Raw genomic sequence first — 26459 nt, 5'->3', positions numbered from 1 at the left:
GTGGGGCCCGGCGCACGCAGTCCCTTCAGGCCGAGCCGACCCGGAAGCCGTACCCCAGGCCCAGGCCGGTCAGCGCGGCCTCGCCCGTGGCGGTGTGCGGGCCGCCGGCGAGCAGCAGGGTGCGGGCCGCCTGGTAGGGACTCCCGGCCGCCTCGAACGCCGCTGCGGCGGCCGGGAGCCGGGAGACGTCACCGTCGAGGAGCGCCTCGGCCCGGTCGACCTGGGCGGTGGCGACCGGGTTCCCGTCGACCAGGGCCCGGGCGGCGGCGATACGGTCCCGGGCCGCGGGATGCCCGGCGAGTGCGGCCGTCTCCGCGCGCAGCGCCACGTACCAGTGCAGCCACACCCAGGACACCCACTTCCACACCTCCTCCGGCTCCGGCTCGACCCGGTCCAGTGCCGCGTCCACGTCTCCGTGGTGGAGCAGGACCAGGGCGTCGAACACGGCGCCGTAGCCGTGCCGGTGCTCGGGCGCGTTGCCCGCCCGGCCGACGATCCCGAGCCAGTCCGCCCGGGCCTGCCCGTCACCGCGCAGCCCGTGCACCAGGGCGACGGCCGCGGCGGCGGGACCCAGGGAGAACGACCGCTGCCGCCCGCTGTGCTCCCAGGCGTCACGGAACCGCACACTGCCCGCGAGGACCTCGTCGGCGTGCCCGGCGAACGCGTCGGCGACCAGCAGCCAGGACGTCGCGTGGTGTCCCACCTCGGCCAGCAGCGGGTGCTGCGCGAGCCGCCGCCCCCAGCGCCGCGCCTCCGGCAGCCGGCCCGCCCCGACGGCTGTCCCCGCGGCCATGGCGAGGGCGTCCATCAACTCGTGCGCCGCGGCCGGGCCCGGCGGCGCCGAGGCCAGGACGTCGACCCGCCGCCGGGCGGCGTCGGCCGCGCCGAACGGGTCCCCGTCCCAGCTGCGGGCCCCGGACAGCGCGTCCAGCGCGGCCGACTCGGCCACCGGGTCGCCCGTCGGCCGGGCCAGCCGTACGGCCCGCTCGGCGCTCGCCACGGTCTCCCGCACGCTGTTGTCGACGTCGCCCTGCACCGCGCCGAACGCGTCCGCGACCACCGCCGCCTCCGCCAGCGCGACCGCCGCCCGCGCGGCCGGGTCGCTCCCGGACAACTCCCGCGCCCGCGCCAGCAGGCCGGTCACCTCGTCGCGGGGCGGCACCTGCGCGAACGTGCTCGAGAAGCGGTACGCGATGGTCGCGGCCTCCGCGAGGTCCCGGCCCGCGCCCGCGCTGTCCCCGGCTCGCAGGGCGGCCGCGGAGGCGGCGCGGTGCAGGCGCAGCATGTCGTCGCCGAGCCGGCGGCAGCCGGCCACCGCGGCGGCCTGCCGCAACGCCGTGGCCGCCAGGTTCTCGTCGGCGAGCCCGGCCGCCTGCTCGTAGCGCTGCTGGGACTCGCCGAGCAGGGTGCGGGTGAAGGCGGCACCCGCCAGGGCCAGGGCGAGCCTGCCGGCCTGTCCGCGCCGCTCAGGGCGCCGGGCGGACCAGGAGAGCGCGGCCCGTACGTCGTCCGCGACGGCGTCGAAGCGGGCCCGCCAGTCGGGCCCCTCGGTGTCCTCCAGTCCGCTCGCGGCGGCCAGGCACCAGTCCGCGTGCCGGGCCAGGACCTCGTCCGCCTCACCGGCGTCGGCGAGGCGCGCCCCGCCGTACTGCCGGATGGTCTCCAGCGCCCGATAGCGGGTCCCGGACGCGGCCGGGGCCACCACGAGCAGGCTCTGCTCGGCGAGCCGGCCCAGACCGTCGGCGACCGTGGCCCGGTCCAGCGGGGCGAAACCGGTCACCTCGGCGGCCGCGTCCGCGGTGAACGGCGCCACGAACACCGACAGCCTGCGCAACAACGCCTGGTCCTGCGGCCGGAGCAGGTCGTGGCTCCAGTCCAGCACCGCCCGCACCGACCGGTGCCGGTCGTCCGCGCGGGGCCCGCCCGCGAGGACGCGCAACTGGTCGGAGAGGCCGGCCGTGAGGCCGTCGAGGCCGAGGGTGGGCAGCCGGGCCGCCGCGAGCTCGATCGCGAGGGCCATGCCGTCCAGCCGCTCGCACAGGGCCGCCACCCGGTCCCGTACGGCCGGACCGGGGGCGAGGCCGACCGCCGCGGCCCGGTCCAGGAACAGGGCCACCGCCTCCGACTCGGCGCCCCCGTCCCGCGACAGCGGCGGCACCGGGAACACCCGCTCGAACGGCACCATCAGCCGGGCCCGGCTCGTCACCAGCACCCGCACGCCGGGGCAGGCCGCGAGCAGCCGCTCCAGGAACGGAGCCACCCCGTCCCGCACCTGCTCGCAGTTGTCCAGCACCAGCAGCGCCTCGCGGTCCGCCAGCGCGGCCACCACGGCGTCGTCGAGGCCGGCGCCGGGCTGCTCGCCCACGCCCACGGCAGCGGCGACCGCCGCCCCGACCCGCCTCGGATCGGTGACCGGCACCAGGTCCACGAACCACACCCCGTCGGCGTAGTCAGCCGCCACCTCGGCCGCGACCGCCAGCGCCAGCCGCGTCTTGCCGACCCCGCCCGGGCCCACCGCCGTCACCTGCCGGTGTGTCTTGACCGCCTCGGCCAACTCCCCGCGCTCCCGCACCCGTCCGACGAACGCCGTCAGCGGAGCGGGCAGGGCGGGCGCTGCCGGCCGTGCCCGCTCGGCCGCCCGCCGCGACAGTGCCCGCCGGTCCGGCAGCTCCAACTTCCGCAGCAGCGAGGAGACATGGGACTCGACGGTCCGTACGGAGATGAACAGGCGTGCCGCGATCTCCGCGTTGCTCAGGTGCTCCCCGAGCAGGGCGAGTACTTCGGCTTCCCGGGCGGAGATCACGTCGGTGGGCATCGGGTCATTATCCGTACCGCTTTCCGTGGCCGGCACGGAGGCGGCCGCGGTGCCCCGGGGGAGAACCTGAGCGCACCGAGTACGAGACCTCCGGAGGACTCATGACCCCCCGCACCCCCACCCAGCGCCGCCGCGACACCGAGCACCGCCTCGCCCACGACGTGGACGTCTGGGTGGCCAGCGCCTCCGCGGACGGCGTGCCGTACCTGGTCCCGCTGTCCTTCGACTGGGACGGCGAGGCCCTGCTGCTCGCCACCCCGGCCGACAGCCCCACCGGCCGCAACCTCGCCTCCGGCCGGGGCGTCCGGCTGAGCCTCGGCCACACCCGGGACGTGACGATGATCGAGGGCGAGGTCGACGTCCTGGAGACGGACGCCCTGCCGACGGAGCGGGGCGACCGGTTCGCCGCCCGCACCGGCTTCGACCCGCGCACCCTCACCACCCCCTACCGCTGGTTCCGGGTCACCCCGCGGCGGGTCCAGGCCTGGCGCGAGGTGGAGGAGATGGCGGGCCGCGAACTGATGCGGGAGGGCCGCTGGGCGGTGTGACCGACGGGTCGGGGTGTGTCACGACGGTTGACGCAGTGTCATGCCTGCCACAAGCATGTGCCTCGACCGTACTTTGGGAGCGCTCCCATGCGCGCCTTCCCCGAGGAGCCGACACGTGTACAAACGCAGAACCGCCCTGGTGTCCCTCACCACGCTCCTGGCGGCCGCCCTGACCGCCTTGCCCACGCCGTCCGCCACGGCCGACGAGGTCGAGCAGCTCAGGAACGGCACCTTCGACACCGGCACCGACCCCTGGTGGGCCTCGAGCAACGTCACGGCCGGCCTCGACACCGGCCGTATGTGCGCGGACGTGCCCGGCGGCACGGCCAACCGCTGGGACGCCTCCGTCGGCCAGAACGACGTCACCCTGGTCAAGGGGGAGTCGTACCGCTTCTCCTTCAGCGCCACCGGCACGCCCGAGGGGCACGTCGTCCGCGCGATCGTCGGGCTCTCGACGGCTCCGTACGACACCTGGTTCGAGGTGTCGCCGCAGCTCAGCGTGTCCGGCAACTCCTACTCCTACACCTTCACCTCGCCCGTCGACACCAGCCAGGCGCAGGTCGCCTTCCAGGTCGGCGGCGCCGCGGACGCCTGGCGCTTCTGCATGGACGACGTCTCGCTGCTGGGCGGCGTACCGCCCGAGTCGTACGAGCCGGACACCGGGCCGCGGGTGCGGGTCAACCAGGTCGGCTATCTGCCCGCCGGACCCAAGAACGCCACGCTCGTCACCGACGCGACCGCGCGGCTGCCCTGGCAGCTGAAGAACGCCGGTGGAGCCGTGGTCGCGCGCGGCTGGACCGTGCCGCGCGGGACGGACGCCTCCTCCGGGCAGAACGTCCACTCGATCGACTTCGGCGCCTACCGCACGGCGGGCGAGGGCTTCACCCTGGTCGCCGACGGCGAGACCAGCCGCCCCTTCGACCTGGGCACGGCCGGCTACGAGCAACTGCGCCTGGACGCGCTGAAGTACTACTACACGCAGCGCAGCGGGACCCCCATCCGTGACGACCTGCGCCCCGGCTACGGCCGCCCCGCCGGCCACGTCGGCACCGCGCCCAACCAGGGCGACACGGCCGTGCCCTGCCAGCCCGGCGTGTGCGACTACACCCTGGACGTCAGCGGGGGCTGGTACGACGCCGGTGACCACGGCAAGTACGTCGTCAACGGCGGCATCTCCACCTGGGAGGTGCTCAGCACCTACGAGCGTGCCAGGATCGCCCGCACCGGCGAGCAGGGCAGGCTGCGCGACGGCACCCTCGCCATCCCCGAGAGCGGCAACAAGGTGCCGGACATCCTCGACGAGGCCCGCTGGGAGCTGGACTTCCTGCTGAAGATGCAGGTGCCCGACGGGCAGCCGCTGGCCGGCATGGCCCACCACAAGATCCACGACGAGCAGTGGACCGGCCTGCCGCTGATGCCGCACGACGACCCGCAGAAGCGCGAGCTGCACCCGCCGACCACCGCGGCCACCCTCAACCTGGCGGCGACCGCGGCCCAGGCGGCGCGGCTGTACGCCCCCTACGACCGGCAGTTCGCGGCGAAGGCCCTGGCGGCCGCCCGCAAGGCCTGGTCGGCGGCGCTCGCGCACCCGGATGTGTACGCCTCCGACAGCGACGGCATAGGCGGCGGCACCTACGCCGACGGCGATGTCGCCGACGAGTTCTACTGGGCGGCGGCCGAGCTGTATCTCACCACCCGCGAGAAGCAGTTCGCCGACCGCGTGCTCAACTCCCCGGTCCACACTGCCGACATCTTCGGCCCCATCGGCTTCGACTGGGCGCGCACCGCCGCGGCGGGCCGCCTGGACCTGGCGCTGGTGCCGAGCGCGCTGCCCGGCCGGGACAAGGTCCGCCAGTCGGTCGTCAAGGGCGCCGACCGCTACCTGGCCACCCTCAAGGCACACCCGTACGGAGTGCCGTACGCCCCGGACGAGAACAAGTACGACTGGGGCTCCAACCACCAGATCCTCAACAACGCGGTCGTCCTGGCCACGGCGTACGACCTCACCGGTGCGGCCAAGTACCGCGACGGCGCGCTCCAGGCCATGGACTACCTGCTCGGCCGCAACGCGCTGAACATCTCCTACGTCACCGGCTACGGCGAGGTCAGCGCCCACAACCAGCACGCCCGGTGGTACGCCCACCAGCTCGACCCGAACCAGCCGAACCCGCCGCGCGGCACTCTGGCCGGCGGAGCGAACTCCGGCATCCAGGACCCCTTCGCGCAGAGCAAGCTCCAGGGCTGTGTCGGGCAGTTCTGCTACATCGACGACATCCAGTCCTGGTCGACCAACGAGCACACGATCAACTGGAACGCCGCTCTGGCCCGGATGGCGTCCTTCGTCGCCGACCAGGGCTGACCGAGCTGACCGTATGACGGCCGGTACCGCCTCGGGACGCTTGTGACCTGGGAGTATTTACGGGTAAGTACCCGAGCGGTACCGTGTCGTCATGCCAGCCCTGAATGTGGAGTTCAGTGAGCGCGAGCTCGAGGACCTCCGGCAGATCGCCAAGGAGCGCGGTACGTCGATGAAGGCCCTCGTGCGGGAGGCGGCCGCCGCCGACATCGCCCGGCACCGCGCGCTCAAGGAAGGCGCCGAGGCCTTCCGCCGGTTCTTCTCGGCCCACGCCGACGAATTCGCCGCGGCGTTCCCCGACGACGAGGCGCCCGCCAAGGGCGCGGGGCGGGTCGCCTGACCGATGACACCCGTCATCCACATCGACGTGCCCTGGCTGCTCCAGCGCCACGAGGAAGTGCTGCCGGAGCAGCCCACGATCAACGACTTCTCCGCGCTGGTCGCCGCCGTCGCCCGGCACCGCGTGGACCCGCCCCGGCTGGGCGTCGACTCCGACCCCGCCTGGCGCGCCGCCGCGCTGCTGCACACCCTCGCGCTGCTGAGGCCCCTGCCGTCGGCCAACGCCCGCTTCGCCTGCGCCACCGCGGTGGCCTACATGTTCGTCAGCGGCGTCGGCATCGACCCGCCGTACGGGGCGCTGGTGGACCTCGCCCGGGATCTCATCGACGGCAGCACGGACGTCTACGGCGCCGCCGACCGGCTGCGCTCCTGGCAGATATAGCCGCTACTGGGCGGATACAGCCCCGCCGGTGTGGCCGCCGGCCCTGCGGAGACCGCTTCCCGTGCCCCCCGGCCGGACGCTCGGGGCCGCCGGCCGAGGGCGGGAGGAACAGGGCCGGCGGCCGATTTCGCGCAGGAGAGCCGCCGTCCCGCGCGGGGCCTGCCGAGTAGGCCGCTGCCCAGTCCACTACGTGCCCCCGGAGGCCGGGAGCGTGCGCGGCGGACCGCTGCGGGCGCGCCTTTCACACGGGGCGCATGGAATGGCGAAAAGCAGTGCGATTCGGCAGGCCGGATCCCTTCCTGACTTTCTTTCAGTGATACGCATGTTTCCCAAGTGCCTTGTTGGCCTTGTGTGCGCTGTGCCAGGGTGAACCGCCCGGAGTCCGGGCTCTTTTCTCAGTCGGCCGAACTCCTGTGTGTCGCACATACGCGTGGGAAGGAATCCGTTCAGTGCCACCCACCCCCCACCCTCCCCGTCCGCCCTACCCGCCACCCGGCGCGTTTCCCGGAGAATCCGACGAGTCGCTCGCCGGCCGGCTCCGGGGAAACACGGACGCGGAGGTCTCCCGTTCCACCGCCCTGTTGATCGCGCGGCATTGGCGGCCCGCGCACGAGTACGCGGTCATCTGCCTCGCGGACGCCGGGCCCACCGCTGCGATGGTGACCGCCGCCGCCGTCCACCAGCTCCTCGACCGCCTCACCCTCGGCGAAGGCGCCGTCGCCCTGCGCCCACGGCTGCTGACCGCCGTACGGGACACGGTGCGGCTGTGGGCCGCCGAGGAGCGGATATCCGCCGTACTGCCGGATCTGACCAGACCGGCCGGAGGGCGCGGCATGCGGGTCGCGCCCGCGCGAACGCCGGAGAACCGCAGACTCACCGAGCGGGCATTCAAGGAGCTGCGGCGCATCGATCAGTGCCTGCTGTGGCACACCGAGGTCGAGGCGGAAGCGGTCGCCGTTCCGGCGGAGCTGCTCGGCATGGACGTCGAAGTCGCCACGACGACCGTCGAACAGGCGCGTGAAAAACTCCGGGAAGGCTGCGTCCGCGCCCATCGGGAACTCGCGCCGACAAAAGAATGCCGCTTCTACAACCGCCTTCTCGACGTGCCCATCCGGCGCGGCGGAGCCCTCCTTCCGGAGGTGCGCCGGCATGTCGCCGAGTGCCGTTACTGCCGGGCCGCCGCCGAACAACTGAGTTATTTCGAGAGCGGATTGGGGGAACTCCTCGCCGAGGCGGTACTCGGCTGGGGCGCCCGCCGGTATGTCGAGTCCCGCCCGGGCCGGGCCCGCGCGACACCCGGCCCGCGCACGGGGGCACGCCACAGGCTGCCGTCCCGCACCCCGGCCCCCCGGCGCTCACCGAGGGCCCTGCTCACCGGAGTCGGCCTGGCCTCGGCCGGGATTCTCGCGATCGTCCTCGCGGCGGGGCTGTGGGGCACCGACGACAGGGCCGAGCCGATGGCCTCGACGGGCGCGAGCGGCCGCGACCCGTCACCCGAGCCGGGCCTGCTGAACGCGGGCGCGGGCCTCTGCCTCGACATCGACGGGCAGCCACGCCCCGGCGCGGGCACCCGCCTCGCCACCTGCACATCGGCCCGCACCCAACTGTGGTCCTACGCGTCCGACGGCCTGCTCCGCAGCGATGCCGAGCCGAGCCTGTGCCTGGACTCGCACATGGACGCCGGTGTGGTGATCCTCGCGAGGTGCGCGGCACGCGACGACCCACGGGCCGACGACGTCCGCTACGAGTTCACGGACAAGGGCGAGCTGCTGCCCCGCTGGGACGACAGCCTGGCCCTGGCGGCCACCACCGCCGACACGAGCGCTGACATCGTCGTCAAGGTGAGGGACGGCTCGGAGTTGCAACGCTGGCGCCGAGCCGTGGGGAACTGATCACACCGGCCCGGCCGGAGACGGGGGAGGCGGATCTCCTCCATCACCGGCCGGGACGAAAGTGACCTTGAAGAGGTGAGGCCAGAGCTTGCCGGTGATCAGGAACTGGTCGGTGCCCGGTACGGCGGCGATGCCGTTGAGGACCTCGGCTCTGCGGCGTTCGGACGGCGTCAGCAAGCCGGCGGCGTCGATACGAGCGGTGACGGTGCCGGTGTGCGGATCGATGCGCACGATCGTGTCCGTGAGGTAGACGTTGGCGTAGACGGAGCCGTCGGGTGCGCATTCCAACTCGTTGAGCAGCTTCACCGGCCGGCCGTCCTGGCGTACGTCGACACCGCCTGTCGCCTTGAAGGTGACCGGGTCCCGGAAGGTGAGCCGGTCGCTGCCGTCGCTCATCACCAGCTGCTCCCGTCCGGCGACGCGGTGGTGGCAGAGGCCCCATCCCTCGCCCTGGTAGGTGACCCTGCGGCGTTCCGCGAGGGTCTTGGGATCGCGTTCGACGGCGATGCCGTCGCGCCAGGTGAGTTGCCACAGGCTGGAACCGGACAAGGTGATGCCTTCGCCGAACAGAGGCGCCGGAAGTTCGGCGAGCACGGTGGGCGGCTCACCCGGCGGTCCGGAACGCACGGAGGACCGGCCCACCAGGCCGGTGCTTTCGTAGAGGGTGCCGCCGTGCAACTCCAGGCCCTGGGTGAAGGCCTGCGGATCGTGGGGGAGGACATCCTGCACTTCGACTCGCCACAGCTGGGCGCGGGCGGCACGCGATCCCTTGGGCAGAGCTGTCGTGCGTGCCGCGCTGTCGGTGGAGCCGGGGGAGCAGGCCCCGAGGGCGGCGCCGGAAACCAGCACGCCCAGCACGAAGCGCGCCATCCCCTGCCTCAATCGATGAATGCTCATCACTTCGTTCGTTTCCGGAGAACACGGCGGTTCGGGTGTCAGACGCTAATGGAACCCCATTCGTCCATGACGGGACCGAGATCGATTTCACCCAATTGCTCCGCCGGGTCTTGCTCCGTCGCAGCGAACGGGTGAAACGGCAATGGCTCCCATAAGCCGGGTCACGTAGCAAAGCGCCTTGTATGCAAGTCTCATGCCTGCTCGCACTCCCCCTCCCCCTCCGTAGCGACCGCAATTCCGCGGTCGACGACAGTTCACAGGAGATTCCCGTATGAGCAGATTCGGGTTGAGGTGGCGGATCGCCGCCTTCGCCGTGGTGATGGGGCTGACCTCCGCCTTCCCGTTCACCGTCGGCGCCACGCCCGCAGCCGCCCAGCCGCCGTCGTCGGGCAGCATCGACATCGAGAAGACCCACACCGGAACCTTCGCGCGGGGCGGCCAGGGCACGTACACCATCACTCTGGAAGTCGTCGGGGAACAGCCGTCCCTCACGGTGTACGACGAGCTTCCCACAGGTCTCACCATCGACAGTTTCACCCAGAGTTCGGCCATCTTCGACTGCAACAACACAGAAACGACGGTCGACTGCTTCGGGACCGGTGTGCTTGAGGGGACCTACACGTTTCAGGTCGTGGTCGATGTCGCCGCGAACACCCCCTGTACGGTCACCAACACCGCGCAGGGAATCGGCAGCGGCCTCTCCGACATGGACAGCGACCCCACCACCATCACGGGCGGCGACTGTGACGGCGATGGTGACGGCGATGGAGATGGAGACGGGGACGGCAACGGGTCCCTCCTGCCGATCAACCTCAGCGGACTCCTCTCCTTCTTCAACAACATCTCCACCAACAACAACATCAACAGCCCTGGTGGCACCAACACGACCGACCAGCGTTTCCGGCTGACTTCCTGAGCCGAGAGAGAGCCCTCTGCCGATGTTTCCCCTTCGGCAGAGGGCTCTCGGTGTCAGTCGGCCTCCGGACCCCGGTCCCGGACCTCGTGCACGTGCTCCAGCGACTCCTGAAGCTCGGTCAGCCAGTCGTCGGTGTGCCGCCGCACCAGCCGCACGCACCAGGCGAGGGCGTCGCTGCGGCTGCGGGCCACGCCCGAGGCGACGAGGGTGTCCAGGACCTGCCGCTCGCTCTGTCGCAGCCGGGTCATCACCGGAGCGGCGACATGCGTGAACAGAGCACGTTCCGTCCCGCACTCCACGCCCCAGGACACCTTCCTGCGGAAGCGGTGCTCGGCCTCGCGGGCGACCGCCATGCGGTCCTCGCGGGTGCGTTCGCGGAACTCCTCGATCCGGCCCCGTACGGCCGCGTCGCGTTCGGCGGGCGGGGCGTCCTCCGCGAGCCGGGGCTCGGGGATGCGCCCGATGACGGTGATCTCCTCGCGGTCGACCGAGACCTCGGTCAGCTCCTCGAAGAGGCCGTCGGGCAGACGGCCGGCGAACCAGCCGCGTAGTTCCTCCTGCTGCTGCTTCGTAATCATGTAATGACGATTACTCGCGCGGTTCATGAACGCAAGGGGTCGCGCAGGGGCTCTTCGGGGGCTGCTCGGGGGCCGATCCGGAATGTTTCCAGCCGATTACGCAGCGTGAGAAAAGCGGCCATTCGGCCACTGCAGATGATCATGGAGCGGACTAATCGGTGCTTGGAACGCTCGATTCCGTGACTTCACGCCACTGATTCAATACGCAAGGTTACTGAAACCTATGGGTTCGATGTGAATTCCGGCGGCGTTCTCGGCAGACTCGCGGTCGCCGGTCGGGGACCACACCCGGTCCCCGTGCCGGCACCCCCCGAATCGAGCGGAAGGATGCACACAATGCGGAACACCGCGCGCTGGGCAGCGACCCTCGGCCTCACGGCCGGCGCCCTCTGCGGACCCCTGACCGGGGCCGCCCTCGCCGCCCCCGGCAGCGCACCGGCGTCTCTCTACGCCCCGTCCGCCCTGGTGCTCACCACGGGCCACGGTGAGACCGCGGCCGGCGTCACCCCCGAGCGTGCTGTCACGCTCGACTGCTCCACGGTGCCCACGGGCACCCATCCGGCGCCCGCCGCGGCCTGCGCCGAACTGCGCGCGGCCGGAGGCGACTTCGACGCGCTGAACAGCCGGCAGGACGTGCTGTGCACCCGGGAGTGGGACCCCGTGGTCGTCACCGTCACCGGCGTCTGGCGGGGTCAGCGCGTCTCCTATGAGCGCACCTTCGCCAACGAGTGCGTGAAGAGCTCCGTCGAATCGAGCCTCTTCTCGTTCTAAAGGACCGGGGCCGTACGGAACGCGTTGGACAGAGCCGGACCCGTGACTGGGGAGTGCGGGCACGGTCGCTGAGTTCCTGCGGTTTCCCGCGCCGGGGACCGGCCGGGCGGAGTGGGGCCGCCCGGCCGGACCCCGGCATTTTCATGCCCTGCATCATGCGTCGCGTCATGCTTCACGTCCTGTATCACGGTCCCGGGGCTGTTCCCGGGTGCGGTGGCTGGTGTCGCACCACGGGAAGCGGCGGCTGCGCGCGCAGGTGCACAGCGCCACCCGGAACCGGTCGGACCGCACCACCGACCCGTCCTCCAGCTCCACCTCCACCGGGCCCTCCATCAGCAGCGGGCCCTGCCGCCGGGCCACGACCCGGCGGGGTGTCTCGGTCTCGGGGTCCTTGCGGACCGGCTCAGGTGAGTTCGGCACGGACGACCACCAGCTCCTCCGTGTCGTCGGCGGCGGACAGCAGGCCCCGCTCGCGCAGCCAGTCCCGCCGGGAGCGCAGCACCCGCCCGAAGGGGATGCGGTGGCGCCGTACGACGGCCGCCTTCATCCCCGCGTCCCGCAGGCGCAGGACCGTGCTCTCGGGTCCGCTGAGCGCCGAGTGCACCACCAGCAGCACGCCGCCGGGCCGCAGCAGCGCCGGGGCCTCCTGGCAGATCCGGTCCAGGACGAGCCTGCCGTCCGGGCCCGCGTTCCAGGCGCGGGCCGCCCCGCGCGGACGCCCCGAGCCCGGGGGCGCGGGGACGTACGGGGGGTTGGCGAGGATGAGGTCGAACGACTGGCCGCGTACGGGGGCGAAGAGGTTGCCGCGCCGCACGCGGACCGGCAGGCCGGCCAGCCGGGCGTTGACCCGGGCCGCCCATGCCGCCCGCCAGGACACGTCCACCGCCGTCACCCGTGAGCCCTGCCGCGCCGCGTCCAGCGCCAATGTGCCGGTTCCCGTGCCGACGTCGAGGACGGATGCTCCGGGCGGCAGTGGCTCCTCGGAGAGTGCGTCGGCCAGCAGGGCGGTGTCCTCCTGCGGGGGATACACACCGGGTGGGGTGAAGGGGATCATGGACCCCAGGTACCCAAGAATGTCATGAAATACCGGAAACGGCCTTCTGGTTTTCGGGGAGCGGCGCGTGCAGCGACGACCTCCCCGCCCGCCAGGCCCCGAGCAGATGCCCGGCCAGGCGGTCCTCCAGCCACTCGGTCGCGTCGATGCCGAAGGCGATGTCGGCGGCGAGATTCGGCTCGGCCTCCAGCAGGCCGCCGACCACCTCGTGCCGTACGACCTGCTCGTGCACCGCGTCGGCCTCTACATGCTCGTCGTAGAAGAACTCGGCGGCCGGGCCCGCGCCCGTGCGGCGCATCGCCTTGGCCAGGCGCCGGGAGGCGGGGGAGGAGGTGACCTCCACGGACGCGAAGTGCCCGACGAGCGCGCCCCGCAGGGAGCGGTGCAGGCCGAGCAGCGACATGAGGTTCACGGTGGCCAGGGCGGGGGCGCAGGCCGCGTCCACGTAGCGGCCGTACGCCGTGTCCAGTCCCAGGTCGTCCATCAGCCGGGCGAACAGGTCGGCGTGCACCCGGTCGGCGCGGCCGCCGCCGAACTCGTCGAACTCCACCGCGGCCATCGCCGCCTTGGCCCGGCCGTACAGCCGGGGCAGCACCCAGGCGTGCGGGTCGGCCTCCTTCAGGTGGTAGACCGAGCGCTGGGCGGCGTACTCGCGCACCTGCCACAACTCGCCCCGGTCGGCCAGGAAGTGGCTGACGCCCTCGGCGTCGGCGGGCTCGACGAGCAGGCGTTCCAGAGCCCCGGCCACGTCGTCGTGGGCCGGGACGTCCGCGCGTAGCGCGGTGAGGAAGCGGTGCTCCAGCGCGGCCCGGGTGTGCAGCAGCTGGGGGTCCCACTCGCGGTCAGCGGGCACTCCGGCCAGGCCCCGGTAGTGCAGCTCGTAGCACAGATGCAGGGCCAGCTGGAGGTCGTCGCCGTAGGGCTCCGCGGCCGCGACCTCCTCCGGGGGCGGCAACGGCCCCGTGCCGAGCAGATACTCCCGTACGGCAGCGGAGACCGGCCCCCGCGGCGACGGCGGACACGGTTCCGTACGCTCTTGATCCATGCGCCCCGGGTACCCACCCGGCGCCGGTGGTGTCACTCGCCCTGCGACTCCTCCTGGGCCTCGGTGTTCGGGGTGATCGCCTCGCCGGCCTCACCTCGGTGGCGGCGTTCCTCCTCGTCGTCCTCGCCGACCCGGCGCTCGGCGTCGAGGATCTCGCGGAGCACCTCCTCGCGGGCGGTCTCGGGATGTTCCTCGGGGCGGGTGTCCTCGTCCGACATGGCGGCTCCTTCGTACGTCCGTTGAGCGAGCGGTCAGCGGTGGGCGCCCGCGATGCGCAGCGGGACCGGCTCGGTGGCCGGGGTGTCGTCGGCGGGCTCGGCGATACGGGCCCACCAGGCGGGGCCGTCCTCGATGTGGCGCAGCAGGACGCCCTCGCGGATCGCCCAGGGGCAGATCTCGACCTCCGGGATGCCGGTGAGCTTCATCGCCGTATGGGCCACGACGGCGCCGGCGAGGCTCTGCGCGGCACGCGGCGCCGAGATGCCGGGCAGCAGGGCGCGCTCGGCGACGGACAGACCGGCCAGCCGGTCCGCGGCGGCGCGCAGGTCGGAGCGGCGCATCAGCCGCTGGGTGAAGGGTCCCTGCCGGCCGGGCGGGGCGCCGCACAGCCGGCCGAGCTGCTGGAAGGTGCGGGAGGTGGCCACCGCGCTGCGCGGCCCCTCCCAGCGGATGCGTGCCGCCACGTCCCGCATCTGGTGCCGCACCGCCCGGCGCAGCTCCCTCACCCGGGCCGGGCCCGGCGGGTCCTCGCCCGCGAAGAACTCGCGGGTGAGCCGGCCCGCCCCCAGCGGCAGCGAGGCCACGAAGTCCGGCAGCCGGCCCCGGCCGAAGGCCACCTCCAGCGAGCCGCCGCCGATGTCCAGCACCGCCAGCGGACCTGCCCGCCAGCCCGCCCAGCGGCGGGCCGCCAGGAACGTCAGCTCGGCCTCCAGTTCACCCGGCAGGGTGCACAGGGCGACGCCGGTGCGGGAGGTGACCGCGTCGAGCACCTCGCGCCGGTTCGGCGCGGCTCGGACCACGGCGGTCGCGAAGGCGAGCGGCGGCTCCGCGCCCCACCGGGCCGCGGTCCGTTTCGCCTCGGCCACCGCTCCGACGAGCCGCTCCACGGCCTCCTCGGGCAGCCGTCCGCCCGGCTCCAGGCAATCCGTCAGCCGCAGCCGCCACTTGGCGGTGTGGACCGGCAGCGGCACCCCGCTCCCCGCATCCGCCACGACCAGCCGCACCGTGTGCGATCCGACATCCACCACACTGATCCGCATGGGCAGGCGAGTACCCATCCGGCGGGGTGCGAGAACGGACGTCTTCCGGCCACCCGGGGTGTACGTATGCCGTCGTTGCGGGAGGAATGGGGCATCGCACGGCTCCCGAAGGAGTGATCCACCATGCCCGCCGACCTCACCGGCACCTTTCTCGCCCTGGACGACGGCCGCCCCGCCGTCGTCATCGGCCGCGTCTACGCCCGTCCCGTCGAGTGGGTCTGGTCCATGCTGACCGCCCCCGGGTGGTTCCCCGCCCGGACCGAGTTCGAGCTGCGCCCCGGCGGCACGGTCCGCTTCAGCGGCGACCCCAACCAGCCCGGCTCCACCGGCCTGGTCCTGGCCGTCGACGAGCCCCGCCACCTGGCCTTCGAGTGGGGCGGCGACGAGATCCGCCTCGACGTGGCGCCGGAGCAGCCCGAGCGGACCCGGCTGACGCTCACCAACGTCCTCGCCGACGCGGAGGCCGCGGCCCGCAACGCGGCCGGCTGGGAGGTGTGCCTGACCGCCCTGGACGCCATGGCCGACGGCCGCACCCCGACGGGACCCGGCGCCCTGTGGCAGGAGGCCTACGACGGCTACGTCCAGGCCGGATTCCCCTCGGGCGCCCCTGTCCCCGGCCTGGAGTGACTCAGGCCAGCTGCCGCCGCACCAGCTCGTGCAGCCGCCCGGCGGTGTCGGCGAGCAGGTGCGCCGGGGGGCCCTGCTGGACGACCCGGCCGTTCTCCATCACGATCACCCGGTCGGCGTCCAGCACCGTGGACAGCCGGTGCGCGATCACGACGCGGGTCGCGTCGAGCGCCTTGGTCGACTCGATCACCCGGCGCTGCGTCTCGTTGTCCAGCGCGCTGGTCGCCTCGTCGAAGAACAGGATGCGCGGACGCCGGATCAGCGCCTGGGCGATCATCAGCCGCTGCCGCTGCCCGCCGGAGACCGCGCCGCCGCCGGAGACGATCGTGTGCAGGCCCATCGGCATCCGCCGGATGTCGTCGGCGAGCCCCGCCAGCTCCGCCGCGGCCATCGCCTCCTCCGGCGTGTACGGCTCCGTGCCGCAGATGACGTCCAGGATCGAGCCGGTGAACGGCTGCGCGTGCTGGAGCACCACCCCGCACTGCCGTCGCACCGCAGACTGGTCGAGCGCCGCCAGGTCCTGCCCGTCGTACAGCACGCTCCCGGAGACCGGCCGGTCGAAGCCGATCAGCAGCCGCAGCAGCGTCGACTTGCCGCAGCCGCTCGGGCCGACCACCGCCACGAACTCGCCCGGCCGCACCTCGAAGGACACGTCGTCGAGCACCAGCGGCCCGTCGTCGGAGTAGCGGAACGACAGCCGCCGCGCCTCGAGCGCTCCTGACAGCGGACCCGGCCGGGTGCTCGCCGACCGCACCTCGGGCGCCGCCGCCAGCACCGGCTTGATCTCCTCGTACAGCGGCAGCGCCGCCACCATCGACACGAACGCGCCGGTCAGCTGGGTCACCGAGGTCAGCAGCATGGTGACCGCGGTGTGGAAGGCCAGGAAGTCCGCGGCCGACATCGCGCCCCGCGCCGGGCCCGCCAGCAGCATGAACATCAGCAGCGAACACACCGGCAGATACACCGTGCCCAGCACCGCCGACAGGTTCTTGATCCGGCCGACCCGCTGCTGCAGCTCCCGGCTGCGCGCGAACTCGCCCGCCCATGCCGCGTACGCGTAGTTCTCCGCCGCCGCGACCCTGAGCTTCGGCAGGCCCCGCAGCGTCTGGAACGCCTGGTTGTTCAGCCGGTTCGTCAGCTTCACCAGCCGCCGCTGCCAGCGCACCTGCCACAGCCCCAGGCCCAGGAACACCGCGGCGACCAGCACCAGCATGCCGACCGCGGCCAGCGCCATCGGCACGCTGTACCAGAGCAGCAGTGCCAGGTTCATCGCGCCGACGGTCACCGACTGCGCGACCGTCGGGCCCACACCGGCGAGCAGCCGCCGGATCGCGCTCACCCCCATCGCGGCACTCGCCAGCTCGCCGGTGGACCGCCCGGCGAAGAAGCTCGTCGGCAGTCGCAGCAGCCGGTCCCACACGGCCGGCTGGAGTGTCGCCTCGATCCGGCCCTCCAGACGCAGGATCGTCAGGTTCTGCAGCAGCATGAACGCCGCCGACACCAGCGCGCTGACCATCACCGCCAGACACACCTGGCCGATCAGCCCGGCCTGCGCCTTCGGCACGTACTCACCGAGCACCTTGCCGGTCGCCACCGGCACCAGCGCGCCGATCGCCACCGTCACCAGGCCCGCGCCCAGCAGCGCCGCCACATCCCCGCGGGTGCCGCTCAGCACGAACCGGGCGAGCCCGAGGGGGCCGAGCCGGAGTTCGGGCAGCGGCCGGTAGAGCATCACCGCGCGCGGCTCGAACTCGCCCGCGTTCGCCTTCTCCACCGGCGTCTCCCGCCCGGTGGCCGGCTGCACCGCGACATAGCCGCCGCGCCGCCACAGCAGCGCCACCGGCGCCCCCGACAGGGCCCGCCGGCCCACCAGCGGGCCCACGTCGTCGCGCCACCAGCGTCCGTCGAGCCGTACCGCCCGGGTCCGCACCCGCGAGGCCAGCGCGATCCGCTCGACCGGGTCGAGGCGCTCGCTCTCGGTGCCGCCGTGCGCGGGCTCCGCCAGCGTGATCCCGGCTGCTTCGGCGACCAGCTTGCACGCCGCGTACGTGGCGTCGGCGTCCGCCGCCGTCTGGCGCCGCGACGAGGTCCTGCCGATGGACGCCAGCAGCGTCCGGTCGGCCTGCGCGCGCACCGCCTCACCGGCCCGGATGCCCGCCGCCGCACGCGTCTCGTGATGCTGCTCCAGCTCCTCGATCCAGCGGTCCAGCGTGGTCAGCAGCCGGTACTGCTGCTCGACCAGGCTCTGCCACAGCGCCGGGTCCATCAGCAGATCGGCGGCCGCCTCCGCGCCGTACAGGGAGCCGTACTGCACGCTGCCGGGCGGCACCTGCATCCAGAACACGTCGTCGTCGGCCATCGCCGCCGTCGGGTCGGCCGCCATCGGCGCCTCGAACAGCACCGACAGACCGCGGCCCACACCGAGGGCGAGCGCGTGCTCCAGCGGACTCGGCTGCGGGGGCAGGTACTGAGGATTGCCCCACTCGTCGTACGACACGGTCTGCGGCTGCTGGTACAGCTCCCGCAGCGCGATCCGGTGCACCACGCAGTCCCGCAACGGCCGTGCCACCAGCGAGTGCTGAGGCCCCGTCACCGGTCCGAGCAGCAGCGCGCCCGCCTCCAGGCGGCCCACATGATGCCACTGGCCCTGCTGTACGGCGTCCACCGCGAACAGGTCCAGCGCCCCGGCCGCCACCAGCCACAGCACCTGCGGGCCCTCCAGCTCAAGGCGGCTGAAGCCCGTGCAGTCGATCCGGCTGCCCATCGCGCCGAGCGCGGTCAGCACCGCGTCGCCCTCGTACACGTCCTGTACGGCCGTCATCTCACCGCTCCCTGACCAGCGCCGCGTACGCCCCGCCGCGCGCCACCAGCTCCTCGTGCCGGCCACGCTCGACGACCGTGCCGTGCTGCAGCACGACGATCTCGTCGCTGTCGCGTACGGTGCTCAGCCGGTGCGCGATCACCACACAGGCGCAGCCGCGCCGGCGCAGGTTGTCCATCACCACCTGCTCGGTCTCCGCGTCCAGCGCGCTGGTCACCTCGTCCAGCACCAGGATGCTCGGCCGGCGCACCAACGCCCGCGCGATCTCCAGGCGTTGCCGCTGACCACCGGAGAAGTTGCGCCCGTCCTGCTCGACCGGGCTGTGGATGCCGCCGGGCCTGCGCATCACCACGTCGTACAGCGCCGCGTCCTTCAGCGCCTCCACCACCGCCTCGTCCGGGATCGACGGGTCCCACAGCGCCACGTTGTCCCGCACGCTGCCCTCGAACAGGAACACCTCCTGGTCGACGAACGACACCGAGGCCGCCAGCGCGCCGCGCGGGATGTCCTCAAGGCGCCTGCCGTCGATGCGGATCACGCCCTCCCAGGGCGTGTACAGGCCCGAGATCAGCCTGGACACCGTCGACTTGCCGCTGCCCGAGCCGCCGACCAGCGCCACCTGCCGCCCGGGTCCGACCGTCAGGTCGAAGCCGCTGAGCAGGGGCTTGTCCAGCGGGCTGTAGCCGAAGGTGATGTTCTCCAGCTCCACATGGCCCTGCAGCCGCCGCGTCGACTCGCCCTTGCGTGTGTACAACGGGTCGGCGCGGAAGTTCTCCACGTCCTTCAGCCGGGCCACGTCCGCCGCGAAGTCCTGGATCCGCCCGACCACGCCGTTGAGCCGGGTCAGCGGCGCGGTGAACCGGGTCACCAGCGCCTGGAAGGCGACCAGCAGACCCACCGACACATGCCCCTCGACGGCCCGCAGCCCGCCGATCCACAGGATCAGCGCGCTGTTCAGCGTCGCCAGCGCCGGCGCGACCACACCCAGCCACGCCCCCGGCACCCCGAGCCGCTGTTGCTCCTCCAGCGTGGTCGCGTGCTGCCCCGCCCACTTGCGGAAGTAGCCGTCCTCCCCGCCGGTCGCCTTCATCGTCTCGATCAACTGCAGCCCGGTGTACGCCGTGTTCGTCAGCCGCGCGCTGTCCGCCCGCAGCTTCGCCGTCCGGGTCGCCCGCAGCCGTACGACGATCCGCAGCGCGACGACGTTCAGCAGGGCCACGCCGATGCCGACGCCCGTCAGCTGAGGGTCGTAGGTGTACAGCAGGACGGCATACAGCACGACCACCACCGCGTCCACGCCGGCCGCCGCCAGATCGCGGGCCAGCGTCTCGGCGACGGCGTCGTTGGACTGCAGGCGCTGCACCAGGTCGGCCGGGCTGCGCTGGGCGAAGAACGTCACCGGCAGGCGCAGCAGATGGCGCAGGAAGCGCGCGCTCGACAGCGTCGAGGAGATGATCCGGCCGTGATGGAGGTTGGCCTGCTGCAGCCAGGTCAGCACCACCGTGAGCAGCACACACGCGCCCATCGCGGTGAACAGCACGCCCAGCAGCGAGGTCTGGCCGCCGATCAGGAACGTGTCGATGTAGGTGCGGCTCAGCGCGGGCACCGCCGCGCCGACCAGCACCAGCAGCAGGCTCGCCAGCACCGCGGCGGGCAGCGTGCCCGCCGTGCCGCGCAGCCGGGCCGGCATCGCGCCCCACACACCGGTGCGCCGCCCGCCCCGGGTGAAGCCCTCGCCCGGCTCCAGCACCAGCACCACACCGGTGAAGCTGCCGTCGAACTCCTCCATCGGCACGAACCGGCGGCCCTTGCCGGGGTCGTTGACGAACACACCGCGGCGGCCGAAGCGGCGGCCCATGCCGTCGTAGACGACGTAGTGGTTGAAGTTCCAGAACAGGATCGCCGGACCCTGCACCCCGGCGAGAGCCGCCAGGTCCATCTGCATGCCCTTGGCCGTCAGGCCGTAACTACGGGCCGCCTTCAGCAGGTTGGAGGCCCGCGAGCCGTCGCGGGAGACACCGCAGGCGATGCGCAGCTCCTCCAGCGGGACGTGCCGGCCGTGGTGGGCCAGCACCATCGCCAGCGAGGCGGCGCCGCACTCGACGGCCTCCATCTGGAGCACGGTCGGGGTGCGCACGGTCTTCGTGCGCGGCTTGGGCGGGGGCGCGGCAGCACGCCGCCTGGTCGCGGTCACGGCAGCAGCCAGTCGACGGGACGCTGATCCGCCAGATGGATCGAGCCGTCGGCCAGGGTCATGGAGGTCAGCGCGTGCGGCGGCCCGTCGGAGGTGGACCAGCGGTAGCCGCTCTTCGTGCCCGTCGCCCGCTCCAGCTGCACCAGCACCGCCACCGGGCGGCCGTCGCGGCTCAACTGCTCGCCCAGCTGGGCGTCCCCGAGGAACACAGCGATCTGCCGGGCCGACTGCGGGGCGGGGTCCACGGACTTCACCCGGCCGCGCAGCACCCCGTAACTCTGCGCCGGGACCGTCTGCACGGTCAGGTCCACGGCCGCGCCCACGGGGATCGAGGCCGCGCTCTTCGCGGGCACGTACACCGTCGCGTACAGCGGGGCGTCGGCGCGCGTCACCTTCTCCACGGCGGCGAGGTCGGCGCCGGTGGAGACGATCTGTCCGACGGAGGCGGCGAGCGCGGTGACCCGGCCCGCGGCGACCGCCCGGACGACGGTCTCGCCCTCGGCGGTCCGCACCTTCAACACCGGTGCGTTCATGGCCAGTTGTCCGCCCGGCTCGGCCAGGACGTCGGTGACCTGGCCCGCGACCGGGCTCTGCAGGATGTAGCTGCCGCGGCCGTGGGTGAGGACGGCGGGAGCGCTCACGGTGGAGGACACCGAGCCCGTCACCGCCCACACGGACGCGGCCACCATCGCGACCAGCGTCACGGACAGCACGAGCCAGCCCTGCGGGCGGGCCAGCCGCACGGGAAGGTCGAGCTCTTCCGGCGACTGGAGTTTGGCGAGGGCCTGTTGGCGGAACTGCACGGATCTTCCTCACCCGGTGATGCGCGTCGGGACAGAACGAGTCCCGGGGCCCGTCAGGAGGCCCCGGGACTCAAGAGCACGTCAAGGTGTGCTCGGCTGGGCTCAGAGACCCGCGACAGCGCCCTGGATCGGGGACACGTTCACGCCGGCCACGCCCTGGACCAGGCCGGTGGCGGTGTTGACCAGGCCGAAGGCACCCGGGGCAACCTCCTGCGCCAGGCCGAGGGTGCTGTCGAGGGCGTTCAGCTGCAGGCCGCCGGAGACGTTGTCGAGGTCGGCGTCGGCGATCTCGGCGGTCTCGACCTGGGGGGTGGAGTTCATGATGGAACTTCCCTTCATTGGATATTCACAAGGGGGAAAGCGGCCCCCTCTGCGGGGACAGAAGAACGGCCGCGGTGCGATGGATAAAAGCACGCGGCCGCCTCGCCCTTCCAATCAACCAGCCCCCTCACCTGGGCGTTTGGGCTCCCCGCGCAACGTATTGGTGCAGGCGCGCGCACGGCTTGGTGGCGACTTCTTCACAACCTGGGCGACAAGGGGGTGAGGGGCCCGCGAGGCGGGTGCGGCGAATTCCGGCACTCCCGCCCCAAAGGCATGACCGGCCACCGGTGCTTGTGCAGATCCGTCGACTGCCGTGCGCCGGTTGGGTATTCGGTGTGCAGATTCCCTGAAGCGGGGATTCCGTTCGAGGTTCGCAACCGACCGCTTCTGTCCGGTCGCTGTGCGTGGGCGATCGCCGATTCTCAGCCGAGCGATCGCTGTTGTCGCAGCCGAGCGGTCGCTGTTGTCGCAGCCGAGCGATCGCTGTTGTCGCAGCCGAGCGGTCGCTGTTGTCGCAGCCGAGCGGTCGCCGTCGTCTCAGCCGAGCAGCGCGTACACCGTGCTCGCCTTCGCGGCCAGCTCCCCGCTCGTCGCGTCCGTCATCGCGATCTCGGCGAACGCCATCCGGCGGCCCAGCTTGGTCAGCACCGCCTCGATCAGCACGTCCGACCCGGTCACCGCCCGCTGGAACGACGTCGACTGCTGAACGGTCGTCATGGGCACGAAGCCGCCCCGCGCCACCGACACCGCGATCACCGTCGCCGTGTCCGCCGCGGCCATCAGCGCCTGCCCCGACAGCGCCCCGCCCTCCCGGGCCAGCGCCGCCGACCAGGGCAGCCGCAGCACGGCCCGCTGCTCGCCCAACTCCTCGACGACCAGGCCGAGGTCCAGCACCCAGGGGGCGAAGTTGGCGGAAAGGATCTTGTCGGCCTCGGCCGTCGTCATCGTCATAAGGGGGATTGTTCCCCCGGCCCGCCCCGCATTGAACGCCCCGCTCGCCCCCTGCGTACCTCTGGCCATCCAGGCGCCCGACAGCCGCCGCCGGCGGTGCGACACCCCGTCAAGACCAGGAGGTCGAGAAGTTTGAGTCACAAGCGAATGCCGAAGCGCAGGGCCGCGATCGCGGCGGGCGGCGTGGCGGCGCTCGGAGCGGCGGCCCTGCTGCTGCCCCACGCCAACGCCTCCCAGGACGGCGCGGCGGACGCGACGGCGCCCCGGACCCTCAAGTCGGCCGACGCCTCCTCGCTCGCCGACCAGCTCGCCGCCGCTCTCGGCGACGCCTACGCCGGTGCCTACTACGACGCGGGCAGGCAACAGCTCGTCGTCAACGTCGTCGGCGACAACAACCAGCTCGTCGTGCAGGCCCAGCGGGCCGGAGCGGCCGTCCGCCAGGTCGACAACAGCACGGCCGAACTGAAGGCCGCCGCGCGGACCCTGAAGACCGAGGCGACCATCCCCGGCACCGCCTGGGCCGTCGACCCGCGCAGCAACAAGATCCTCGTCACCGCCGACCGGACCGTCACCGGCGACAACTGGGACACGCTGGAGTCGACCGTCGAACGCCTCGGCTCCGGCATGGCGACCCTGCGCAAGTCCTCCGGCACCTTCAAACCGTTCGTCTCCGGCGGCGACGCCGTCTTCGGCGGAGGCGCGCGCTGCTCCCTGGGCTTCAACGTCGTCGCGGGCGACGGCAGCCCGGCCTTCCTGACGGCCGGTCACTGCGGTGTCGCGGCCGAGCAGTGGTCCGACTCCCAGAACGGCGCCCCGATCGCCACCGTCGACCAGGCCGTGTTCCCCGGCGCGGGCGACTTCGCCCTCGTCAAGTACGACGACCCGGCGACCCAGGCCCCGAGCGACGTCAACATCGGTAACGGGCAGACGGTGGCCATCGGCCAAGCCGCCGACGCGGCCGTCGGGCTCCAGGTCCTCCGCATGGGCAGCACGACCGGCCTGCACGACGGCCAGGTCACCGGCCTCGACGCCACGGTGAACTACCCCGAGGGCACCGTCACCGGCCTCATCCAGACGAACGTCTGCGCCGAACCCGGCGACAGCGGCGGCTCCCTCTTCACCCAGGACGGCAGCGCCATCGGCCTGACCTCCGGCGGCAGCGGCGACTGCACCTCCGGTGGCGAGACCTTCTTCCAGCCGGTGACCACGGCGCTGGAGGCGGTCGGCGCGACGCTGGGCGCCGACGGCGGCGGTGGCGCGGGTGGCGGCGAGGAGGCCGGCGCCGGTGAGGAGGCCGGTGGCAACGCGATCGGCGGAGGCGACGAGGGCGGTGCCGGCGCCGGCGAGGAAGCCGGTGGTGACGCGGGCGCAGGCGAAGAGGCAGGCGCCGGCGAGGAAGCCGGTGCGGGGGCCGGCGATGAGTCAGGGGCAGGCGAAGAAGCGGGAGCCGGTGACGAGGCAGGCGCCGGTGCCGACGCCCCCGGCCTGTCGGAGACCCACTGATCCCTGACCCTCTGACCCCCTGACCCGCGGTCCGGTCCTTCGGCGGGAGGACCGGACCTCACCGCTCGGCACGCAGCAACAACAACGCCACGTCGTCCAACCGCTCCTCCGCCGCCGCCAGATGACCCACCAGCACATCGGCCAGCCGGTCCAGCGGCAGCTCCCCGGCCCCCGCGAGCCGGCGACCGAGTCCGGCGAGGGCCTCCTCGATGTCGATGCCGGGGGATTCGATGAGGCCGTCGGTGTACAGCACGAGCACCGAGCCGGGAGTCAGGGCGACCTCGGTCGTCGGATAGACGGCCGAGCCGTCGATGCCCAGCAGCGGACCGCCCGCCAGGTCCAGCACCCGGACCCGCCCGTCGGGCCGCAGCAGCAGGGGCGGCGGATGCCCGGCCCGCGCCATCACGGCCCGCCCATGGGCCGGATCCAGCCGTAGATACAGGCAGCTGGCGAACAGCTCGGCGCCGAGGTCGATCAGCAGCCGGTTGGTGCTGGCCATCACCTGCTCGGGCGCCTGCCCGACCGTCGTGTACGCCCGTACGGCCGTGCGCAACTGCCCCATCAGCCCGGCCGCGGTCACGTTGTGCCCCTGCACGTCCCCGATGACCGCGGCCGCTCCGCCCGCCGTCGGCACCAGGTCGTAGAAGTCGCCGCCGATGTCCATGCCGCGGGTGGCCGGCAGATAGCGCGCGGCCGCCGCCACACCGGGCAGCGGCGGCAGCGAGTGCGGCAGCAGGGCGGCCTGGAGGCCGTGCGCGAGCTGGTGTTTGACGTCGTAGAGCAGCGCCCGCTCCAGGGCCAGCGCGATCAGCCCGCCCACGCTGGTGAGGACGGCCCGTTCCTCGGTGGGGAAGGCGTGCGGCTCGGCGTAGGCGAGGACGCAGGTGCCGACCGGGCGGCCGGAGGCGATCAGCGGAAGGTAGGCCCAGGCGGCGAAGCCGTCCGGCGTCGAATGGCGAGCCGGATACAGATGTTCGAGCTGTGCCCGCGAGTCGAAGAACGCGGGCACCCCGCTGTTCAGGGCGTGCACCCCGGGGGTCTGCTCGGTCAGCGGGATGCCGTCGAAGCGCTCCACGACATGCGGGTCGGGATAGCCCCGGTGCCCCAGCACATGCAGCCGCCCGGCCCGGGTCCCGAGCACCACGACCGCCTGCGCACCGACCGCCGGGGCGATCTCGTCGGCCACCAGCTGCACCACGTCCTGCACGCCCACCGCCTCGGTCAGCGCCCCCGCGAGGCTCAGCACCTGCGAGATCGTCACGAGCCGGGACGGCGTGTCGCCGGCCGCGACCGGGCGCGGCCCGGCCGTCGCCATCTGCGCCACCGCACGCGCCCGGGTGATCCGCACACTGAGCCCGGTCGTGCTCGGGTACAGCCGGAACGACAGCCAGTCGCCCGGCGGGCGCAGCGCCACGAAGGACGCGACCTGCTGGCTCATCAGCGCCGCGCGGTACCGGTCCTCGTACACCGGGTCGTTCAGCCAGGGCACCGCCGCCCACAGCTGGTGGCCGAGCAGCCGGCTCACCGGCTCGCCGATCAGCTCGGCCGCCGCCGCGTTCGCGAACGCCACCCGGCCGTGCAGATCCAGCGAGCACAGCCCGTACGGCAGCCGGGCCACCATCCGTGTCGCCTCGACCGTGCCGAGCGTGCCCGCCCCGCCGCCCACCGGCGGGGTGCCGAGCAGATCCGGCTCGGGGGCCAGCGGCAGGCTCATGTCGGTGGTGCGCTCCAGCCGCACGGCGAGCCTGCGGCAGGCCGCCGTCAGGTGGTCGCGCTCGTGGTCGGACAGCTCCGGCGGATGCGAGCCGGGCCAGGTGACGAACACCGCGCCGAAGACGGTGGTGTCCGTGGCCACCGGCAGCGCGGCCAGCGCGAACGGATACGGCAGGACGACGGCGAGCCGCGGATACCGCCGTGCCATCTCCTCCTCGCCGCTCACCCACACCAGCCGCCGTTCGCGGGCCGCGTCGGCGACCGGGATCGCCGCGCTCAGCCCCACCCGCTCCCAGGGCGCGGCGAACGCCCGCGGCAGCCCGGCCATCACCGCCATCTCCAGCACCGGCCGGTCGCGCCAGAGCAGATAGACCGCGCCGGAGTGCGCGTGCACCTCGTCCAGCATCGCCGCGAGCGCCAGGGACAGCAGCGGCCGGCCGACCGGCGCCCTGGAAGCCGCCGGCGCCTGCCCGTCGGACACGCCGACCACCTCCTCGCCCGGGCCGCCGCGGAACGGCGTTTTGACCAATCTCCCCCCACCGGGGCGGCGGCGCACGGCGAGAGCGGACGCACGCACCAAGGACTCCCCCGAAGAGGCCGCCGGACACGCGATCCGGAGCCCCCTGAGGCCGCCTTACCGGCATCCCGGGAAACCCGTGAGGCCGCCGTACCCG

23 protein-coding genes are annotated in these 26459 nt (G+C 73.0%); 9 read left to right on the top strand and 14 right to left on the bottom strand.

Annotation, left to right across the window (positions count from 1 at the left end):
• Nucleotides 1-25 precede the first annotated feature (25 nt).
• The gene (locus tag RKD23_RS04420) at nt 26-2815 is read right to left on the bottom strand and encodes an ATP-binding protein (RefSeq protein ID WP_424852408.1); all 2790 of its coding nucleotides are present in this window, start codon (nt 2813-2815) and stop codon (nt 26-28) included.
• 101 nt (nt 2816-2916) lie between these two features.
• Here RKD23_RS04420 and RKD23_RS04415 point away from each other — a divergent pair, with 101 nt between their 5' ends.
• The 5 genes from RKD23_RS04415 to RKD23_RS04395 all read left to right on the top strand — a co-directional run bounded on the left by RKD23_RS04415 (nt 2917) and on the right by RKD23_RS04395 (nt 8332).
• Nucleotides 2917-3363, top strand: coding sequence for a pyridoxamine 5'-phosphate oxidase family protein (locus RKD23_RS04415; RefSeq protein WP_424852407.1), 447 nt, complete (start codon nt 2917-2919; stop codon nt 3361-3363).
• A 115-nt stretch (nt 3364-3478) separates the two neighbouring features.
• Nucleotides 3479-5722, top strand: coding sequence for a glycoside hydrolase family 9 protein (locus RKD23_RS04410; protein WP_424852406.1), 2244 nt, complete (start codon nt 3479-3481; stop codon nt 5720-5722).
• A 91-nt stretch (nt 5723-5813) separates the two neighbouring features.
• On the top strand, nt 5814-6059 hold the full coding sequence (locus RKD23_RS04405) for a hypothetical protein (RefSeq protein WP_404030967.1): 246 nt from the start codon (nt 5814-5816) through the stop codon (nt 6057-6059).
• Nucleotides 6060-6062: 3 nt separating this feature from the next.
• A complete protein-coding gene (locus RKD23_RS04400; protein ID WP_424852405.1) occupies nt 6063-6440 on the top strand; it encodes a toxin Doc in 378 nt (125 codons plus the stop codon).
• A gap of 449 nt (nt 6441-6889) precedes the next feature.
• Nucleotides 6890-8332: an RICIN domain-containing protein gene (locus tag RKD23_RS04395; RefSeq protein ID WP_424852404.1), complete on the top strand. Its 1443-nt coding sequence runs from the start codon at nt 6890-6892 to the stop codon at nt 8330-8332.
• Here the strand turns inward: RKD23_RS04395 and RKD23_RS04390 are convergent, their stop codons facing one another.
• Nucleotides 8333-9202, bottom strand: coding sequence for a glutaminyl-peptide cyclotransferase (locus RKD23_RS04390; RefSeq protein ID WP_424852403.1), 870 nt, complete (start codon nt 9200-9202; stop codon nt 8333-8335). It abuts the gene before it with no gap.
• A 298-nt stretch (nt 9203-9500) separates the two neighbouring features.
• On the opposite strand from RKD23_RS04390, the gene RKD23_RS04385 reads away from it, so the two are divergent.
• Nucleotides 9501-10145, top strand: a complete 645-nt coding sequence (locus tag RKD23_RS04385) for a hypothetical protein (RefSeq protein ID WP_424852402.1) — start codon at nt 9501-9503, stop codon at nt 10143-10145.
• Between the two features lie 53 nt (nt 10146-10198).
• On the opposite strand, the gene RKD23_RS04380 is transcribed toward RKD23_RS04385, so the two are convergent.
• Nucleotides 10199-10723: a hypothetical protein gene (locus tag RKD23_RS04380; protein WP_424852401.1), complete on the bottom strand. Its 525-nt coding sequence runs from the start codon at nt 10721-10723 to the stop codon at nt 10199-10201.
• Nucleotides 10724-11059: 336 nt separating this feature from the next.
• Here RKD23_RS04380 and RKD23_RS04375 point away from each other — a divergent pair, with 336 nt between their 5' ends.
• Nucleotides 11060-11494, top strand: a complete 435-nt coding sequence (locus tag RKD23_RS04375) for a protease inhibitor (RefSeq protein ID WP_424852400.1) — start codon at nt 11060-11062, stop codon at nt 11492-11494.
• A gap of 165 nt (nt 11495-11659) precedes the next feature.
• Here the strand turns inward: RKD23_RS04375 and RKD23_RS04370 are convergent, their stop codons facing one another.
• Genes RKD23_RS04370 through RKD23_RS04350 form a run of 5 tightly spaced genes read right to left on the bottom strand, consistent with a single transcriptional unit; the run spans nt 11660 to nt 14852 of the window.
• Nucleotides 11660-11914, bottom strand: a complete 255-nt coding sequence (locus RKD23_RS04370) for a CDGSH iron-sulfur domain-containing protein (RefSeq protein ID WP_424852399.1) — start codon at nt 11912-11914, stop codon at nt 11660-11662.
• On the bottom strand, nt 11898-12548 hold the full coding sequence (locus tag RKD23_RS04365) for a HemK2/MTQ2 family protein methyltransferase (RefSeq protein WP_424852398.1): 651 nt from the start codon (nt 12546-12548) through the stop codon (nt 11898-11900). Before RKD23_RS04365 ends, RKD23_RS04370 begins: the two co-directional genes overlap by 17 nt.
• A 22-nt stretch (nt 12549-12570) precedes the next feature.
• The gene (locus RKD23_RS04360) at nt 12571-13593 is read right to left on the bottom strand and encodes an iron-containing redox enzyme family protein (protein ID WP_424852397.1); all 1023 of its coding nucleotides are present in this window, start codon (nt 13591-13593) and stop codon (nt 12571-12573) included.
• A 32-nt stretch (nt 13594-13625) separates the two neighbouring features.
• A complete protein-coding gene (locus tag RKD23_RS04355; RefSeq protein WP_424852396.1) occupies nt 13626-13811 on the bottom strand; it encodes a hypothetical protein in 186 nt (61 codons plus the stop codon).
• Nucleotides 13812-13844: 33 nt separating this feature from the next.
• A complete protein-coding gene (locus tag RKD23_RS04350; protein ID WP_424852395.1) occupies nt 13845-14852 on the bottom strand; it encodes a Ppx/GppA family phosphatase in 1008 nt (335 codons plus the stop codon).
• Between the two features lie 123 nt (nt 14853-14975).
• On the opposite strand from RKD23_RS04350, the gene RKD23_RS04345 reads away from it, so the two are divergent.
• A complete protein-coding gene (locus RKD23_RS04345) occupies nt 14976-15479 on the top strand; it encodes an SRPBCC domain-containing protein (protein ID WP_424852394.1) in 504 nt (167 codons plus the stop codon).
• Between the two features lies 1 nt (nt 15480).
• Here RKD23_RS04345 and RKD23_RS04340 read toward each other — a convergent pair whose 3' ends face one another.
• The 5 genes from RKD23_RS04340 to RKD23_RS04320 form a co-directional block, all read right to left on the bottom strand.
• On the bottom strand, nt 15481-18300 hold the full coding sequence (locus RKD23_RS04340; protein WP_424852393.1) for an NHLP bacteriocin export ABC transporter permease/ATPase subunit: 2820 nt from the start codon (nt 18298-18300) through the stop codon (nt 15481-15483).
• Between the two features lies 1 nt (nt 18301).
• Nucleotides 18302-20494, bottom strand: a complete 2193-nt coding sequence (locus RKD23_RS04335) for an NHLP family bacteriocin export ABC transporter peptidase/permease/ATPase subunit (RefSeq protein WP_424852392.1) — start codon at nt 20492-20494, stop codon at nt 18302-18304.
• On the bottom strand, nt 20491-21297 hold the full coding sequence (locus tag RKD23_RS04330) for an HlyD family efflux transporter periplasmic adaptor subunit (RefSeq protein WP_424852391.1): 807 nt from the start codon (nt 21295-21297) through the stop codon (nt 20491-20493). Before RKD23_RS04330 ends, RKD23_RS04335 begins: the two co-directional genes overlap by 4 nt.
• 102 nt (nt 21298-21399) lie before the next feature.
• A complete protein-coding gene (locus RKD23_RS04325; protein WP_424852390.1) occupies nt 21400-21618 on the bottom strand; it encodes a type A2 lantipeptide in 219 nt (72 codons plus the stop codon).
• Nucleotides 21619-22155: 537 nt separating this feature from the next.
• Complete coding sequence (locus tag RKD23_RS04320) at nt 22156-22569, bottom strand: PaaI family thioesterase (protein ID WP_424852389.1); 414 nt, start codon at nt 22567-22569, stop codon at nt 22156-22158.
• A 132-nt stretch (nt 22570-22701) separates the two neighbouring features.
• Here RKD23_RS04320 and RKD23_RS04315 point away from each other — a divergent pair, with 132 nt between their 5' ends.
• Complete coding sequence (locus RKD23_RS04315; protein WP_424852388.1) at nt 22702-24072, top strand: S1 family peptidase; 1371 nt, start codon at nt 22702-22704, stop codon at nt 24070-24072.
• Nucleotides 24073-24130: 58 nt separating this feature from the next.
• On the opposite strand, the gene RKD23_RS04310 is transcribed toward RKD23_RS04315, so the two are convergent.
• Nucleotides 24131-26275, bottom strand: a complete 2145-nt coding sequence (locus tag RKD23_RS04310; RefSeq protein ID WP_424858157.1) for a PP2C family protein-serine/threonine phosphatase — start codon at nt 26273-26275, stop codon at nt 24131-24133.
• Nucleotides 26276-26459: the final 184 nt, after the last annotated feature.

Source organism: Streptomyces sp. SAI-170, from assembly GCF_049739565.1.
Classification (GTDB): domain Bacteria; phylum Actinomycetota; class Actinomycetes; order Streptomycetales; family Streptomycetaceae; genus Streptomyces.
This window is presented reverse-complemented; position numbering and strand designations above follow the sequence as displayed.